The sequence below is a fragment of the Aeromonas bestiarum genome (assembly GCF_000819745.1).
Lineage (GTDB): Bacteria > Pseudomonadota > Gammaproteobacteria > Enterobacterales > Aeromonadaceae > Aeromonas > Aeromonas bestiarum.
Genome location: NZ_CDDA01000006.1, coordinates 273346 through 285662 on the forward strand (window position 1 = coordinate 273346; position 12317 = coordinate 285662).

The following is a 12317-nucleotide window of genomic DNA, read 5'->3' on the forward strand; positions in this document are numbered from 1 at the left end:
TATAGCGGTGACACACGCCCCTCATTCATCCAGGGTGACGTTGTCGAGTGTGCCTGCACCCAGCTGTTCACGGCCGGACAGCTTGATCAGCAGTCGCAGGTCGTTGGCCGAGTCGGCATGGGCAAGGGCCTCACTGTAGCCAATTTGGCCGGCACAGAACAGGGTGAACAGCGCCTGATCGAAGGTCTGCATGCCGAGCTCGGTGGACTTGGTCATCACCTCCTTGAGCCGGTGCATCTCCCCCTTGCGGATGATGTCGGTGATGAGCGGGGTGTTGAGCAGCACCTCGAAGGCCGCAAAACGGCGGCGACCGTCCACGCTCGGCAGCAGTTGCTGGGCGACGATGGCGCGCAGGTTGAAGGAGAGATCGAACAGGAACTGGCGGTGTTTCTCCTGCGGTACCAGGTGGAGGATGCGATCCAGCGCCTGGTTGGCATTGTTGGCGTGCAGGGTGGCGAGACAGAGGTGACCCGTCTCGGCAAATTGCAGCGCAAACTCCATGGTCTCCTGACTGCGGATCTCGCCGATGAGGATCACGTCCGGCGCCTGGCGCAACGAGCTCTTCAGCGCCACGTCGAACGACTCCGTGTCTATCCCCACCTCCCGCTGGGTGATCAGGCTGCGGCCGTGCTGGTGCACGAATTCTACCGGGTCTTCCACCGTCAGGATATGGCCATCGGCGTGCTGGTTGCGAAACCCTATCATGGCGGCCTGGGTGGTGGACTTGCCCGCACCTGTGGCGCCGACGAACAGCACAAGCCCGCGCTTGGCCATGGCCACCTCCTGCAAGATGGGGGGCAGGGTCAGCTCGTCGAAGGTCGGGATCCGGGTCTCGATACGGCGCAGCACCATGCCCGGCAGATCCTGCTGCCAGAAGGCGCTGACCCGAAACCGGCCAAGATCCTCGCGGTGGATGGCGTAGTTGGCTTCCTTGGTGCGGATGTAACGCTCGAAGTGATCCTGGCTTAACGTTTCCTTGACCAGGGTCAGGGCACTCTTCTTGTCGAGCGGCTCTCCCCCCAGGGACTGCAGATGGCCGTTCACCTTGAGGGTGGGGGGCGTGCCGACCGTGATGAACAGATCCGAACCTTTACGTGCGACCAGTTCGGTCAACAGGGCATCCAGACTCATAACGACTCCTTCCTTAGATTCGTTGTGCTTAAACGCTATTGGGGTCGACCGCCTTGGCCTTGGCATCCAGGGAGGCCACCACGCCACGGCTGACCAGCTGCTTGAGGCTCTGATCCATGGTCTGCATGCCGTGGGTCATCCCGGTCTGGATCACCGAGTAGAGCTGGGCGATCTTGTCTTCCCGGATGAGGTTGCGCACCGCGGGTATGCCCATCATGATCTCGTGCGCAGCCACCCGGCCACCGCCGATCCGCTTGAGCAGGGTCTGGGAGATGACGGCGCGCAGGGATTCGGAGAGCATGGATCGCACCATGTCTTTTTCCGCGCCGGGGAAGACGTCGATGATACGGTCTATGGTCTTGGCCGCCGACGAGGTGTGCAGGGTGCCAAACACCAGGTGGCCCGTCTCGGCCGCCGTCATGGCCAAGCGTATGGTCTCGAGGTCACGCATCTCACCTACCAGTATGATGTCAGGGTCTTCCCGCAGTGCCGAGCGCAGGGCGTTACTGAAGCTCTTGGTGTCGCGGTGTACTTCCCGCTGGTTCACCAGGCAGCGCTTGTTCTCGTGCACGAATTCGATGGGATCTTCGATGGTGAGTATGTGGTGGTGGAAGTTCTCGTTGATGTAGTTGACCATGGCCGCCAAGGTGGTCGATTTGCCCGAGCCGGTCGGCCCTGTCACCAGCACCAGGCCGCGGGGGTATTCGGATATCTTGCGAAAGATTTCGGGGGCATCGAGATCCTCCAGACTCAGCACTGTGCTGGGGATGGTACGAAACACGGCGCCCGAACCGCGCGATTGTTGGAAGGCGTTGACCCGGAAACGGGCCAGGTTGGGCACCTCGAACGAGAAATCGACCTCGAAGTTCTCCTCCAGCTCCTTGCGCTGGTGGTCGTTCATGATGTCGTAAATGAGGGCATGCACTTCCCTGTGTTCCAGGGCGGGCAAATTGATCTTGCGAACCTCGCCATCAACCCGGATCATCGGGGGAACCCCGGCCGAGAGGTGTAGATCCGAGGCTTTATGCTTTACACTGAAAGCCAATAACTCTGTGATATCCATAGATTTGTCATTCTCCCATCACAAGATCACTAACGAAATATGAGCCAGATTGCCCAGCACCTGCTTCAGGTAAAGGAGCGTATTGTACAAGCCGCGAGCCAGTCGGGTCGTTGTGTCGATCACATCCACCTGCTTGCGGTCAGTAAAACCAAGCCACTTGAGGCCATTTGCGAGGCCTATGCCGCCGGCCAGCGCCGCTTCGGTGAGTCCTATGCCCAGGAAGCGGCCACCAAGATAGATACACTGAGCGAGCGGGCCCTCTGTGCAGACATAGAGTGGCACTTTATCGGCCCGCTGCAATCGAACAAGTCCAGGCTGGTGGCCGAACGGTTCGACTGGGTACAGAGCGTGGACAGAGACAAGCTGATCGAGCGCCTCAACAACCAGCGTCCTGTCGGGTTGGCGCCGCTAAATGTCTGTCTGCAAATCAATATTAGCGGAGAGAGCAGCAAATCCGGAACGTCGGAGCAAGAGATTTTCCGGCTGGCCGAGCTGGTCTCCCGCAGCGAACGGCTGGTATTGCGGGGGCTGATGGCCATCCCGGAACATACCAGTGACGAGGCGGTATTGGCCGCCCAGATGGTGCGCATGCAGACTCTGTTCACCGAGCTTGCGCGACAATACCCGAGTGTCGATACCCTCTCGATGGGCATGACAGAGGATCTTGAGCTGGCGATCGCCCATGGCAGCACCATGGTGCGGGTCGGTACCGCCATCTTCGGTGCCCGTGACTATTCATAAGCAAGACCACCTGATGCAATATGGAACCCTCGCCTTCATCGGCGCAGGCCGTGCCGGTGTCAGCAGCTATTTCAGCAACAGGAGTGTTTGATGCAGCAAAGAATCCTCGCCTTTATCGGCGCAGGCAACATGAGCCGCAGTATCATTGCCGGCCTGATCCAGGCGGGTTATCCGGCCGAGCGTATCATAGCCGCCAATCCCAGCCGTCCCAAACTGGACGCGCTGGCGAGCGACTACGGCATCCGCATCACCCAGCATAATGCCGAGGCGGCCCGCGAGGCTGACGTCATAGTGCTGGCGGTCAAGCCCCAGTTGATGGCCGGCATGCTGAGCGCACTGGTCGATGAGCTGGGGTCGCTGGCGGGCAAGCTGCTCATCTCCATCGCCGCCGGCATCAAGGTGGCACGCCTTGGCGAGATGGCGGGCGATCACGCTCGCATCATCCGCACCATGCCCAACACCCCCTCCTTGCTGGGATTGGGCATGACAGGCCTCTATGCCCCCCCCGGGGTCGAGCAGGCCGATCGCGACTTCGCCGAGCAGATGATGCAGGCCGTGGGCAAAACCCTCTGGGTGGCGCAGGAGTCTGGCATCAACGGCGTCATCGCCGCGGCGGGCAGTGCCCCGGCTTACTTCTTCCTGTTCATGCAGGCGATAGCCGAGGAGGCGCAGGCCATGGGCTTCTCGGCCGAGCAGGCGCGCCTGCTGGTGCAGCAGACCGCCCTTGGCGCCGCTGCCATGGTGGAGCAGAATCCCGATTTGTCGCTGCAGACCCTGCGCGAGCAGGTGACCAGCAAGGGAGGCACGACCGCCGAGGCCATCAAGACATTCCAGGCGCAGGGGCTGATGCCGCTGACCGCTCACGCCATGCAGGCGGCCGTCGCACGGGCCGCCGAGATGGAAACTCTTTTCTGAACACTCTTCTCTTACCGCTGGAGCTCAGATGAACACAGCTTATTTTCTGATTAACACGATTTTTGATATCTACCTCATGGTGGTGCTGCTGCGTGTCTGGCTGCAGTGGGCCCGCGCCGACTTCTACAACCCCATGAGCCAGATGGTGGTCAAGGTGACCAATCCGCTGGTGATACCGCTGCGTCGGGTCATTCCGGGCTTCGGCGGGCTGGACATGGCCTCGGTGCTGCTGGCGCTGATCATCGCCTTCGCCAAGCTGGCGCTGCTCAAGAGCATGAACGTGCTGCTGGCCGACTGGCTCACCCTCAGCCTGTTTGCCGCCCTGACCGTGCTGAAGAAAGCGGGCTCCATGATCTTCTGGGTGCTGCTGGTTCGCGCCATCCTGAGCTGGGTCAGCCAGGGTCGTAATCCCATCGAATACGTGATGCACCAGCTGACCGAGCCATTCCTTGCCCCCATTCGTCGCATCTTGCCGGCGCTGGGCGGGCTGGATCTCTCCGTGCTGGTCGCCTTTATCGGGCTGCAGGCCATAAACTATCTGTTGGGTGATCTGTTCGGCCAGCTGTGGTGGATGATTTGATGCCAGCCGTCCTGCGGGAAGGGGATGAGCTGATATTGCACCTGATGATCCAGCCCAAGGCGAGCCGGGATCAGATCGTCGGACTGCACGGTGAGGAAGTGAAAGTGGCCATCACGGCGCCGCCGGTGGATGGCCAGGCCAACAGCCACTTGATCAAGTATCTGGCCAAGCAGTTCAAGGTGGCCAAGGGGCAGGTTCGCATAGTGCGCGGGGAGCTGGGGCGGCACAAGACGGTTGCCATCGAGGCGCCCAGGCAGATCCCTGCCGAGATCAGTGCCCTGCTGGAGACTCAGGGTTAACACGAGAAGGATGACACCATGAAAACAGCCTGGATAAGCTGCCTGCTGGCACTGCTGATGACCTTGCCGCTGCGGGCGGAACAGATGAAGGAGCTGGGCCCCTGGCAGGTGCACTACAGCGCCTTCAACTCCAGCTTCCTCACCCCGGACGTGGCCAAGGCCTACGGCCTGGAGCGCAGTCGCTACAACGGCATCATCAATATCGCCGTACAGAACAAGCAGGGCGTGGCGCAGGCGGTGGGTATCACGGGCGAGGCCAAGAACCTCACCGGTACCCTGCGTACCCTGACCTTCCAGGAGGTCAGGGAGGGGGACGCCATCTACTATCTGGCGGTGCTGCCCTATCGCAACGAGGATACCTACCAGTTCACCCTGAAGATCATGGGAGAGGGGCAGCAACAGACGCTGACCTTCCAGCAGACCTTCTACGTCGACTGAGGCTGTTGCCCTGCTTGCCGAATGAAGAAGCCCCGAACTCAGGTTCGGGGCTTTTTTCATGGGGTGGCGTCAGCTGGCCGGGGCGAAGTCGTGGATCTCGCCCGAACGCGGGGTGAAGCGAGGATCCTGATCCTGGTTGCGCTCCACCCACTCCATGGTCTGGCAGAAGCTCTCCTGCCTGGCAAACTCGTCGCGCACCTGATCGATGGCCCGCTCGGCGCTGCGCCGTTCCATCTTGCTCGCCTTGCGATCGCTGAACTGTTTTTGCTGGGCCAGCATCCAGTCCGTGAATGCCTGACGGCACTGCGCCTCGTTGGCCGCCTGGGCGGGCAGTGTCATCAACAGGGCGATCATCAATACATAGCGCATAACAAACCGACGACGATAGGGTGGGGACAGGGTGAAAAGGCGGCATTTTAGGCCGAAAGCATGAGCATGAACAGGGGGAATAGTGGGGGCCGGCATGGCCGGCCCCAGGCAGGATCAGTGCTTGATGAGGTAGAGCTGGCGGCTGTAGGCCACGTCTTCCGGGTTGTTGATGGGGTAGCCCTTGAGCCAGGGCTTGATCAGCCGGGCGTTGGTGTATTGATAAATGGGAGCGATCGGCGCCTCATCCTGCAATATGGTTTCGGCCTGATCGAACAGCCGGGCCCGCTCGCGGGGATCCTGGCTGCTGGCCGCCTTGGTCAGCAGGGCATCGTAGCCGGCGTTGGCGAAGCGGGCCATGTTGCCGCTGTGGTGGGAGCCCCACAGACCGAGGAAGGCGGAGGGGTCGTTGTAATCGGCCACCCAGGAGGAGCGGATCACCTCGAACTGGCCGCTCTGGCGGCTGTCGAGATAGGTTTTCCACTCCTGATTGGTGAGCTCGACCTGGGCGCCCAGTTTCTGCTTCCAGAGGTTGGCGATGGCCAGCGCCATCTTCTTGTGAATTTCCGCCGTGTTGTAGAGCAGGGTCAGCTTGAGTGGCTTGCCCGGGCCGTAACCGGCCTCCTTGAGCAGCGCCTTGGCCTTCTCATCCAGCGCCTGCTGGCTGCTGCTGGAGAGCAGGTTGGCCTTGGGCTCGAAACCGGCCACCACGTCCGGGGTGAAGTGATAGGCGGGTTTCTCGCCCGTACCCAGCACCTTGGCGGCGATGAGGCCGCGGTCGATGGTGTAGGAGAGCGCCTTGCGCACCCGCACATCGTTCAGCGGTGGCTGTTGGGTGTTGAAGGCGTAGTAATAGGTGCCGAGTTGATCCGGGGTATGGACCTCACCCGGGATCTGCTGCATCAGCTTGTGATACTGCTCCTTGGGGAAAGACTCTGTGATGTGCAGATCCCCTGCCAGGTAGCGGTTGGTGGCGGCGGTTTCCTGGTTGATGGGCACGAAGGTGACCTTGGTCAGCACCGTATGGGCGCGATCCCAGTAATAGGGGTTGGGAGTCAGCTCCAGCTTCTCGTTCACCACCCGGTGGCTCAATACGAAGGCGCCGTTGCCGACCAGCTTGCCGGGCTGGGTCCACTGGTTGCCATATTGCTCCATGCTGGCCTGATGCAGCGGTGACAGGCTGGGGTGGGTCAGCAGGCTCAGGAAATAGGGCACAGGCTGGGAGAGGGTTACCTGCAGCGTGTGCTCGTCGAGCGCCTTGACCCCAAGCTCGCTGGGGGCCAGCTTGCCGGCCACTATCTCGTCCACCTTGTCGAAGCGGGCCAGCTGGGCAAACCAGGCGAAGGTCGCGGCCTCTTTCGGATCAACCAGTTTGCGCCAGCCGTAGACGAAGTCGGCGGCCTTGACCTTGTCACCGTTGGACCAGCGCGCATCCGGTCGCAGATGGAAGGTAAACTGCTGATTGTCCTTGTTGTCCCAGCTGGCGGCGACGCCAGGCAGCACCTTGCCGTCCGGCCCCTGGGTCAGCAGCCCCTCGTAGAGATCCCGCAATACCTGCAGTTCGGGCAGGCCGACCAGTTTGAGCGGGCTCAGGCTCGCCGGTTCATCTTTCAGATGACGTACGACGGCCTGTTCGGCAGCGAGTTGAGTGCCGGGCGGAACATCGGCGGCCTGGACACAGGCACAACCCAGCAGGGCCAGCAAGGGACTCCATCCTTTCATGGTTGATCCTTCAAATAGTGTGAAGCGGGGAGAAAACTCGGCGAGAAATGATCGCCGGCAGACGGGAAATCATGATATCCCGTTTGCTGGTCAGACCGCCAGTATGAGTCCCGTGATTTCAGGGACGGTATGGAACCTTATTTGACCCGCTGATCTGCGATCAGGGGAAGAGGAGTGAACGATGAGAGCATGGATCCTGTTGGCCTTGGCCATCAGTCAGGGCGCCTGGGCGCTGGCGCCTTGTGAGCGTGGGAGTCCGGTCGGCAGCTGGTGCGAGGTGAACATAGATCAGCTGCACCCGACCCAGGGTGGGGTCGGCCAGATCCAGGTCGACAATACCCAGGCGGAGCTTGCAGGAAAAAGTGCGAAGCAACTCGACAAGTTGATGAAAAAGAAAGAGATCCCCATCGTCATTGCCCCCGATGGCGGCTACTGGCTGGTGGACAGGCATCACCTCACCAAGGCGTTGTGGCAGGCGGGGGTGAAGCAGGCCAGGGTCAAGGTGATCGGCCGCCTGCAGGACAAGTCCAGCTTCTGGAGCCAGATGCAGGGCAATCACTGGGCCTGGCTCAAGGACGAGAAGGGGCTGCCGCTGACCCCTGAGCAGTTGCCCGCCCATATCGGCGAGCTGCCGGATTACCCCTACCGGACCGTGGCGGGCTTGCTGCAGGATGCGGGCTATGTCGACAAGCGGGATCAGGTCTATTTCGTCGAGTTCGCCTGGGCCAGCTGGCTTGGCCAGCAGATGGACTGGTTGCCGGTCGATGGCGCCAATCTGGCGGATCGTCTCTATCAGGCCAAGCGGCTGGCGTGCAGCAGCAAGGCGGGGGAGCTGCCCGGTTATCCCGGCAAGCAGTGCCGGGTCAATCAGTCGCGCAGTGGCAGCTGAGCAAGCGCCAAACCAGTTACCGGAGCGGGGTGCCAGGCGCCCCCGCTCCGGTGTCGTCACGCCTGCTCGGCCGGTTGCCAGCGGGCGGCGGCTTGTTCCAACAAGGCCACCTCGCCTTGCTGGATCAGCGGCAGCAGGGCTTGTACCTGTTCATCGGGCCAGTCCCACCAGGCGAGCGCCTGTAGCCGGGCAATCTCGTCCGAGCCAAAGCGCTGGCGGATCACCCTGGCTGGCGTGCCTGCCACCATGCAGTAGGCCGGCACGTCCCGCGTCACCAGGCTGCGGGCGGCGATAATGGCGCCATCCCCGATAGTGACGCCCGGCATTATCATGGCGTCCATTCCTATCCAGACATCGTTGCCGATACGGGTATCGCCGGCGGGGCGATAGCTGCGCTTGAGGGCAGCCAGATCGGCAAATGGATAGGTGCTGATGAAGGCCGGGTTGTGGGTGTGGTTGCCCCCCATGATGATCTTCACGCCGGCGGCGATTTGCACATAGTCACCTATGTGGAGCCTGTCTATGTGCCAGAGCGGCTCCCAGCCGGTCTCCGGGCTGCGGCTAACGCTGTCGCCATAGAGGTAGCGCACGGCCTCCTCCTCGAACAGGCCGTCCCAGGCCCCCGAGTAGTAGCTGTGCCGCCCCTTGAGGCAGATGTTGGGATTGGTCACCGTCAGATTCAGGTATTCGACCTGCGACCAGTGTTGGCAGGGTGTCATGGCTGTGTTCCTCTTTGAATGGACAGAATGAATGGCGCGAGGAGCGCAGCTAATAGATCCAGACCAGCAGGCGGGGCACGCACAGGGTCGAGCAGCCCAGATCCTGGGGTAAACGGGGTCGCAACATGCAGACAGTGTCCTGACGGTGGAGGCCAGATGATGGACCTGGATGGTAAGGCATGAGAAGGGCTATGCCAACCCGGTGAGGTTTTTCTGGTTAAAACCTGCACAAAACATCGGGTTGATATTCATTCTCGACTGGGCATGATAAGTATCCCACCCATAGACTCGGGAGATCGTCATGACGAATCATGTCTGGCAGCGCTACATGCTGGAGGCCGAAAACGCATTGGGGGCCGGGGCGCTCGGCACCGCCATCTGCCTCTATCAGCAGGCCCTTGCCGAAGTGTACGAACTGGCTGATGAAGATCTGGACGAACTGGCCAGCATGCGGGTGGCTACCTGCCATCGGCTTGCCGACTTCTGGCGCGCCATGGAGGAGCCCGCTTATGAGCTGCGCTACCTCAAGCTCGCCTCCGAGCTGGTGACTGCGCTGGTGCCCCAGTGCCCGAACCGGGATTGCGAGTCCCTTGTAAGCGAGCTGGGTTGCTGCCGGGCGGCGCTTATCTCCTTCCTCAAGCGTCACCCCAATCCCGAGATCGCCAAATTGATCCAGCTGCAGGACAAGGTGCAGGGCTGCGAGCTGATCGGCCGTTTTCGCCTCAACTGAGGATCAGCCTCTGGGCTTGAGCTTTTGCGCGATCCGCTGCTGCGCCTCCTCTCCCTGCAGGGCGAGGGAGAAGGCGCGCGCCTCCAGATCGATGACGAAGTGCACCGCCTGTTTGAGCTCCTGTTTGAGCAGGGCCTTGCTCTTCTGTAGCGCCTTTGGCGGTTTGGCCGCCAGTTTCAAACCCTGCTCACGGGCCAGTGCCAGCAGCGCATCGGCGGCCACCACCCGGTTGGCGAGGCCCAGGCGCAGCGCCTCACCGGCATCGATGGCCTCGGCCAGCAGCAACAGCTCCGCCGCCTTCAGATGGCCCACGGCGCGGGGCAAGAGCAGACTGGAGGCAAACTCCGGCACCAGTCCCAGCTCGACGAACGGCAGTTGCAGCCGGGCGTTGTCCGCCAGATAGACAAGATCGCAGTGCAGCAGCAGTGTGGTGCCTATGCCGACGGCGGGGCCAGCGACCGCGGCTATGACGGGTTTGGGAAAATCCGCCAGGGTGTGCAGGAACTGCAAAATGGGATCGTCCGCCTCCAGCGTGTTCTTGCCCATAAAGTCGGCCAGATCATTGCCGGCGGTGAAGCAATCGCTTTGACCCTGTATCAGCAACACATGCACGGCGTCATCTTGTGTCGCTTGGCGTAGTGCTGCGGTGAGGGCGAGATACATCTCGGTATTGAGGGCGTTGCGCTTGTCAGGGCGATTGAGGGTCAGGGTGAGCAAACCATACTGCTGCTCGGCAACGATAATGGGGTCCATGTCTAAATCCTTGTTATCACAGGCTGTCAAAAGCTTACCGCTGCGGTAATCTTCACGGCGTTTAACAACATCATAAAAGGATTTCAACCATGTTTAAACGTGCGTTTTATTCCCTGCTAGCCCTGGGTCTGGCGGCGCCTGCTCTGGCCAAGGTCGAGGCCGTCGATGGCTATGTGCGTCTGCTGCCCCCCGGCTCTCCCAACACAGCCGCCTTTCTGATGCTCAAAAATGACGCAGACACGCCGGTGAAGCTGGTCGCCGCCGCCTCGCCCGAGGTGGGCCGGGCCGAGCTGCACACCCATCTGCACGAGAACGGGGTCATGAAGATGCGCCAGGTCGAGAGCATTGAGGTGCCGGCCAAGGGGGAAGTGGCGCTCAAGCCCGGCAGCTTCCACATCATGCTGTTCGAGGTGCGCGAGCTGTCCCAGGGCACGCCCTTCCCGCTGACCCTGACCATGGATGACGGTCAGAAGCTGGAATTGAGCCTGCCAGTGAAGCCAATTGAACCCATGGCAGGCATGCAGCACTGACATTAATGGACGCTTGTTCAGCTTTTTACACTGTGTATTCCCGTCGCACTGGGTAAAATGATGGCCTTTCCAGTCCATAAGAGAGTGACATGATGAAGAAGACCTTGATTGCCGGTTGTGTGCTGGCCCTGTTCAGCCAGGCTGCCATGGCTGCTGATGACTGGCGTATCGCTGCCGGTGCCGATGTATGGAACGCGCAGGGCAGCGGCCAGATCAACGGTGTCGGGGCCAACGGCAGCTATGACGAGAACTACAACTGGAGCGGCTACCTGCAACTGGAGCACGGCATCATTCTGCTGCCCAACGCCAAGTTCGAGATGTCCGATTTCGGTACCAGCGGCGGCTCTCTCAACAACGATCTGATGGCCTACGACCTGAGCCTCTACTATCGCCTGTTCAACAACGACCTGTTCCAGATCGACCTGGGTCTGACCGGTCGTCGTTATGATGGCGATTTCAACACCCAGCACTACTCCTATGACAAGGATGTGCTGATGGCTTACACCGGCGCCGAAGTGCGCATCCCGGGTACCGGCTTTGCCGCCTTCGGCGATGCCCGCGTACAGGATGCCGACAACTATGACTACCGTCTGGGTGGCTCCTACAAGTTCGCTTCCGTCCCCCTCAAGGTGCGTGCCGGCTGGCGTGATGCGAGCATGGACTTCGACCGCGTTGATCAGCGGGTTGATGGCTGGTTCATCGGCGGCGAATTCACTTTCTAATCTGACCGTCAGCTGACGACGAGGAGCGGTAATGGGCCACATCATAGTGACGGGGGCGGGATCCGGTCTGGGTCGCGCCCTGACCATAGGTCTGGTTGAACGCGGCCATCGGGTATCCATGATGGGGCGCCGTTATCAGCGATTGCAGGAGCAGGAACAACTGCTCGGCAGCGCGGTGATCGGCATCGCTGCCGATCTGGCGCACCATGAAGAGGTCGATGTCACCTTCGCCGCTGCGGTGGAGTGGGGCGGCTTGCCCGAGCTGGTGCTGCATTGCGCCGGGGTGGGTGAATTCGGCCCGGTCGGTGTCTACACCGCAGAGCAGATCCGCCGGGTGGTGGAGAGCAATCTCATCTCCACCATTCTGGTGGCCCAGCAGACGGTGCGGCTGATCGGCGAGAAAGGCGGCGTGCTGGCCAACGTGCTCTCCTCCGCCGCGCAGGTGGGCAAGGCCAACGAGACCCTCTACTGCGCCTCCAAGTGGGGCATGCGGGGCTTTCTGGAGTCCTTGCGCGCCGAGCTCAAGAGCTCGCCGCTGCGGCTGGTCAACCTCTATCCGAGCGGGATCCGCAGCGAATTCTGGGACAACTCGGATCACGTGGACCCGAGTGGCTTCATGACCCCGGAAGATGCGTCGGCCTACATGCTGGATGCGCTGGAGGCCAGAAGCAGCTGCCACGTGACCGACCTCTTTATCGGTCGCAATGGTTGAGGCAGAG

General features: G+C 61.3%; 16 protein-coding genes. 10 read left to right on the forward strand and 6 right to left on the reverse strand.

The features are described from left to right. Positions 1 to 21: 21 nt before the first annotated feature. A complete protein-coding gene (tapU, locus tag BN1118_RS03055; RefSeq protein WP_043142397.1) occupies positions 22 to 1131 on the reverse strand; it encodes a type IVa pilus ATPase TapU in 1110 nt (369 codons plus the stop codon). A 28-nt stretch (positions 1132 to 1159) separates the two neighbouring features. After that, entirely contained in the window at positions 1160 to 2194 is a 1035-nt protein-coding gene (gene tapT / locus BN1118_RS03060) for a type IVa pilus ATPase TapT (protein ID WP_005320466.1), read from the reverse strand. 39 nt (positions 2195 to 2233) lie between these two features. On the opposite strand from tapT, the gene BN1118_RS03065 reads away from it, so the two are divergent. From BN1118_RS03065 to BN1118_RS03085, 5 genes are all read left to right on the forward strand, one after another. After that, entirely contained in the window at positions 2234 to 2935 is a 702-nt protein-coding gene (locus BN1118_RS03065; protein WP_043554516.1) for a YggS family pyridoxal phosphate-dependent enzyme, read from the forward strand. Between the two features lie 90 nt (positions 2936 to 3025). Beyond that, positions 3026 to 3850, forward strand: coding sequence for a pyrroline-5-carboxylate reductase (gene proC / locus BN1118_RS03070; RefSeq protein WP_043554520.1), 825 nt, complete (start codon positions 3026 to 3028; stop codon positions 3848 to 3850). 28 nt (positions 3851 to 3878) lie between these two features. Further along, positions 3879 to 4430 carry a YggT family protein gene (locus tag BN1118_RS03075; RefSeq protein WP_043142388.1) on the forward strand — a complete coding sequence of 184 codons (552 nt, stop codon included), beginning with the start codon at positions 3879 to 3881 and terminating at the stop codon, positions 4428 to 4430. Next, positions 4430 to 4729: a DUF167 family protein YggU gene (gene yggU, locus BN1118_RS03080; RefSeq protein WP_043554521.1), complete on the forward strand. Its 300-nt coding sequence runs from the start codon at positions 4430 to 4432 to the stop codon at positions 4727 to 4729. The genes BN1118_RS03075 and yggU overlap by 1 nt, the downstream gene beginning before the upstream one ends. Before the next feature lie 18 nt (positions 4730 to 4747). Beyond that, entirely contained in the window at positions 4748 to 5167 is a 420-nt protein-coding gene (locus tag BN1118_RS03085) for a DUF4426 domain-containing protein (protein WP_043142382.1), read from the forward strand. Between the two features lie 69 nt (positions 5168 to 5236). On the opposite strand, the gene BN1118_RS03090 is transcribed toward BN1118_RS03085, so the two are convergent. Next, a complete protein-coding gene (locus tag BN1118_RS03090) occupies positions 5237 to 5536 on the reverse strand; it encodes a hypothetical protein (protein ID WP_043554522.1) in 300 nt (99 codons plus the stop codon). Positions 5537 to 5650: 114 nt separating this feature from the next. Beyond that, a complete protein-coding gene (locus tag BN1118_RS03095; protein ID WP_043554523.1) occupies positions 5651 to 7255 on the reverse strand; it encodes a peptide ABC transporter substrate-binding protein in 1605 nt (534 codons plus the stop codon). Between the two features lie 181 nt (positions 7256 to 7436). Between BN1118_RS03095 and BN1118_RS03100 the strand changes: the two genes are divergently transcribed. Further along, positions 7437 to 8144 carry a ParB-like protein gene (locus BN1118_RS03100; protein ID WP_043554525.1) on the forward strand — a complete coding sequence of 236 codons (708 nt, stop codon included), beginning with the start codon at positions 7437 to 7439 and terminating at the stop codon, positions 8142 to 8144. A 56-nt stretch (positions 8145 to 8200) separates the two neighbouring features. Here the strand turns inward: BN1118_RS03100 and BN1118_RS03105 are convergent, their stop codons facing one another. Then, positions 8201 to 8863 carry a CatB-related O-acetyltransferase gene (locus BN1118_RS03105; protein WP_043554526.1) on the reverse strand — a complete coding sequence of 221 codons (663 nt, stop codon included), beginning with the start codon at positions 8861 to 8863 and terminating at the stop codon, positions 8201 to 8203. 301 nt (positions 8864 to 9164) lie between these two features. On the opposite strand from BN1118_RS03105, the gene BN1118_RS03110 reads away from it, so the two are divergent. Continuing rightward, positions 9165 to 9593 (forward strand): DUF2753 family protein, encoded by a 429-nt coding sequence (locus tag BN1118_RS03110; RefSeq protein ID WP_043554527.1) that lies wholly within the window; start codon positions 9165 to 9167, stop codon positions 9591 to 9593. 3 nt (positions 9594 to 9596) lie between these two features. Here BN1118_RS03110 and BN1118_RS03115 read toward each other — a convergent pair whose 3' ends face one another. Next, complete coding sequence (locus BN1118_RS03115) at positions 9597 to 10346, reverse strand: enoyl-CoA hydratase-related protein (RefSeq protein ID WP_043554528.1); 750 nt, start codon at positions 10344 to 10346, stop codon at positions 9597 to 9599. An 89-nt stretch (positions 10347 to 10435) separates the two neighbouring features. Between BN1118_RS03115 and BN1118_RS03120 the strand changes: the two genes are divergently transcribed. The 3 genes from BN1118_RS03120 to BN1118_RS03130 all read left to right on the forward strand — a co-directional run bounded on the left by BN1118_RS03120 (position 10436) and on the right by BN1118_RS03130 (position 12310). Next, positions 10436 to 10876 (forward strand): copper chaperone PCu(A)C, encoded by a 441-nt coding sequence (locus BN1118_RS03120; protein ID WP_043554529.1) that lies wholly within the window; start codon positions 10436 to 10438, stop codon positions 10874 to 10876. A gap of 92 nt (positions 10877 to 10968) precedes the next feature. Further along, the gene (locus BN1118_RS03125; protein ID WP_043554558.1) at positions 10969 to 11598 is read left to right on the forward strand and encodes a TIGR04219 family outer membrane beta-barrel protein; all 630 of its coding nucleotides are present in this window, start codon (positions 10969 to 10971) and stop codon (positions 11596 to 11598) included. Between the two features lie 31 nt (positions 11599 to 11629). Then, positions 11630 to 12310, forward strand: coding sequence for an SDR family oxidoreductase (locus BN1118_RS03130; RefSeq protein WP_043554530.1), 681 nt, complete (start codon positions 11630 to 11632; stop codon positions 12308 to 12310). The last annotated feature ends 7 nt before the right edge of the window (positions 12311 to 12317 follow it).

Bases quoted from the DNA above. Each gene is read 5' to 3' on its own strand.
- BN1118_RS03095 (WP_043554523.1), bottom strand. From the start codon at position 7,255: ATGAAAGGATGGAGTCCCTTGCTGGCCCTGCTGGGTTGTGCCTGTGTC.
- BN1118_RS03130 (WP_043554530.1), top strand. From the start codon at position 11,630: ATGGGCCACATCATAGTGACGGGGGCGGGATCCGGTCTGGGTCGCGCC.
- yggU (WP_043554521.1), top strand. From the start codon at position 4,430: ATGCCAGCCGTCCTGCGGGAAGGGGATGAGCTGATATTGCACCTGATG.
- BN1118_RS03105 (WP_043554526.1), bottom strand. From the start codon at position 8,863: ATGACACCCTGCCAACACTGGTCGCAGGTCGAATACCTGAATCTGACG.
- BN1118_RS03125 (WP_043554558.1), top strand. From the start codon at position 10,969: ATGAAGAAGACCTTGATTGCCGGTTGTGTGCTGGCCCTGTTCAGCCAG.
- tapT (WP_005320466.1), bottom strand. From the start codon at position 2,194: ATGGATATCACAGAGTTATTGGCTTTCAGTGTAAAGCATAAAGCCTCG.
- BN1118_RS03090 (WP_043554522.1), bottom strand. From the start codon at position 5,536: ATGCGCTATGTATTGATGATCGCCCTGTTGATGACACTGCCCGCCCAG.
- tapU (WP_043142397.1), bottom strand. From the start codon at position 1,131: ATGAGTCTGGATGCCCTGTTGACCGAACTGGTCGCACGTAAAGGTTCG.
- BN1118_RS03110 (WP_043554527.1), top strand. From the start codon at position 9,165: ATGACGAATCATGTCTGGCAGCGCTACATGCTGGAGGCCGAAAACGCA.
- proC (WP_043554520.1), top strand. From the start codon at position 3,026: ATGCAGCAAAGAATCCTCGCCTTTATCGGCGCAGGCAACATGAGCCGC.
- BN1118_RS03115 (WP_043554528.1), bottom strand. From the start codon at position 10,346: ATGGACCCCATTATCGTTGCCGAGCAGCAGTATGGTTTGCTCACCCTG.
- BN1118_RS03085 (WP_043142382.1), top strand. From the start codon at position 4,748: ATGAAAACAGCCTGGATAAGCTGCCTGCTGGCACTGCTGATGACCTTG.
- BN1118_RS03120 (WP_043554529.1), top strand. From the start codon at position 10,436: ATGTTTAAACGTGCGTTTTATTCCCTGCTAGCCCTGGGTCTGGCGGCG.
- BN1118_RS03100 (WP_043554525.1), top strand. From the start codon at position 7,437: ATGAGAGCATGGATCCTGTTGGCCTTGGCCATCAGTCAGGGCGCCTGG.
- BN1118_RS03075 (WP_043142388.1), top strand. From the start codon at position 3,879: ATGAACACAGCTTATTTTCTGATTAACACGATTTTTGATATCTACCTC.
- BN1118_RS03065 (WP_043554516.1), top strand. From the start codon at position 2,234: ATGAGCCAGATTGCCCAGCACCTGCTTCAGGTAAAGGAGCGTATTGTA.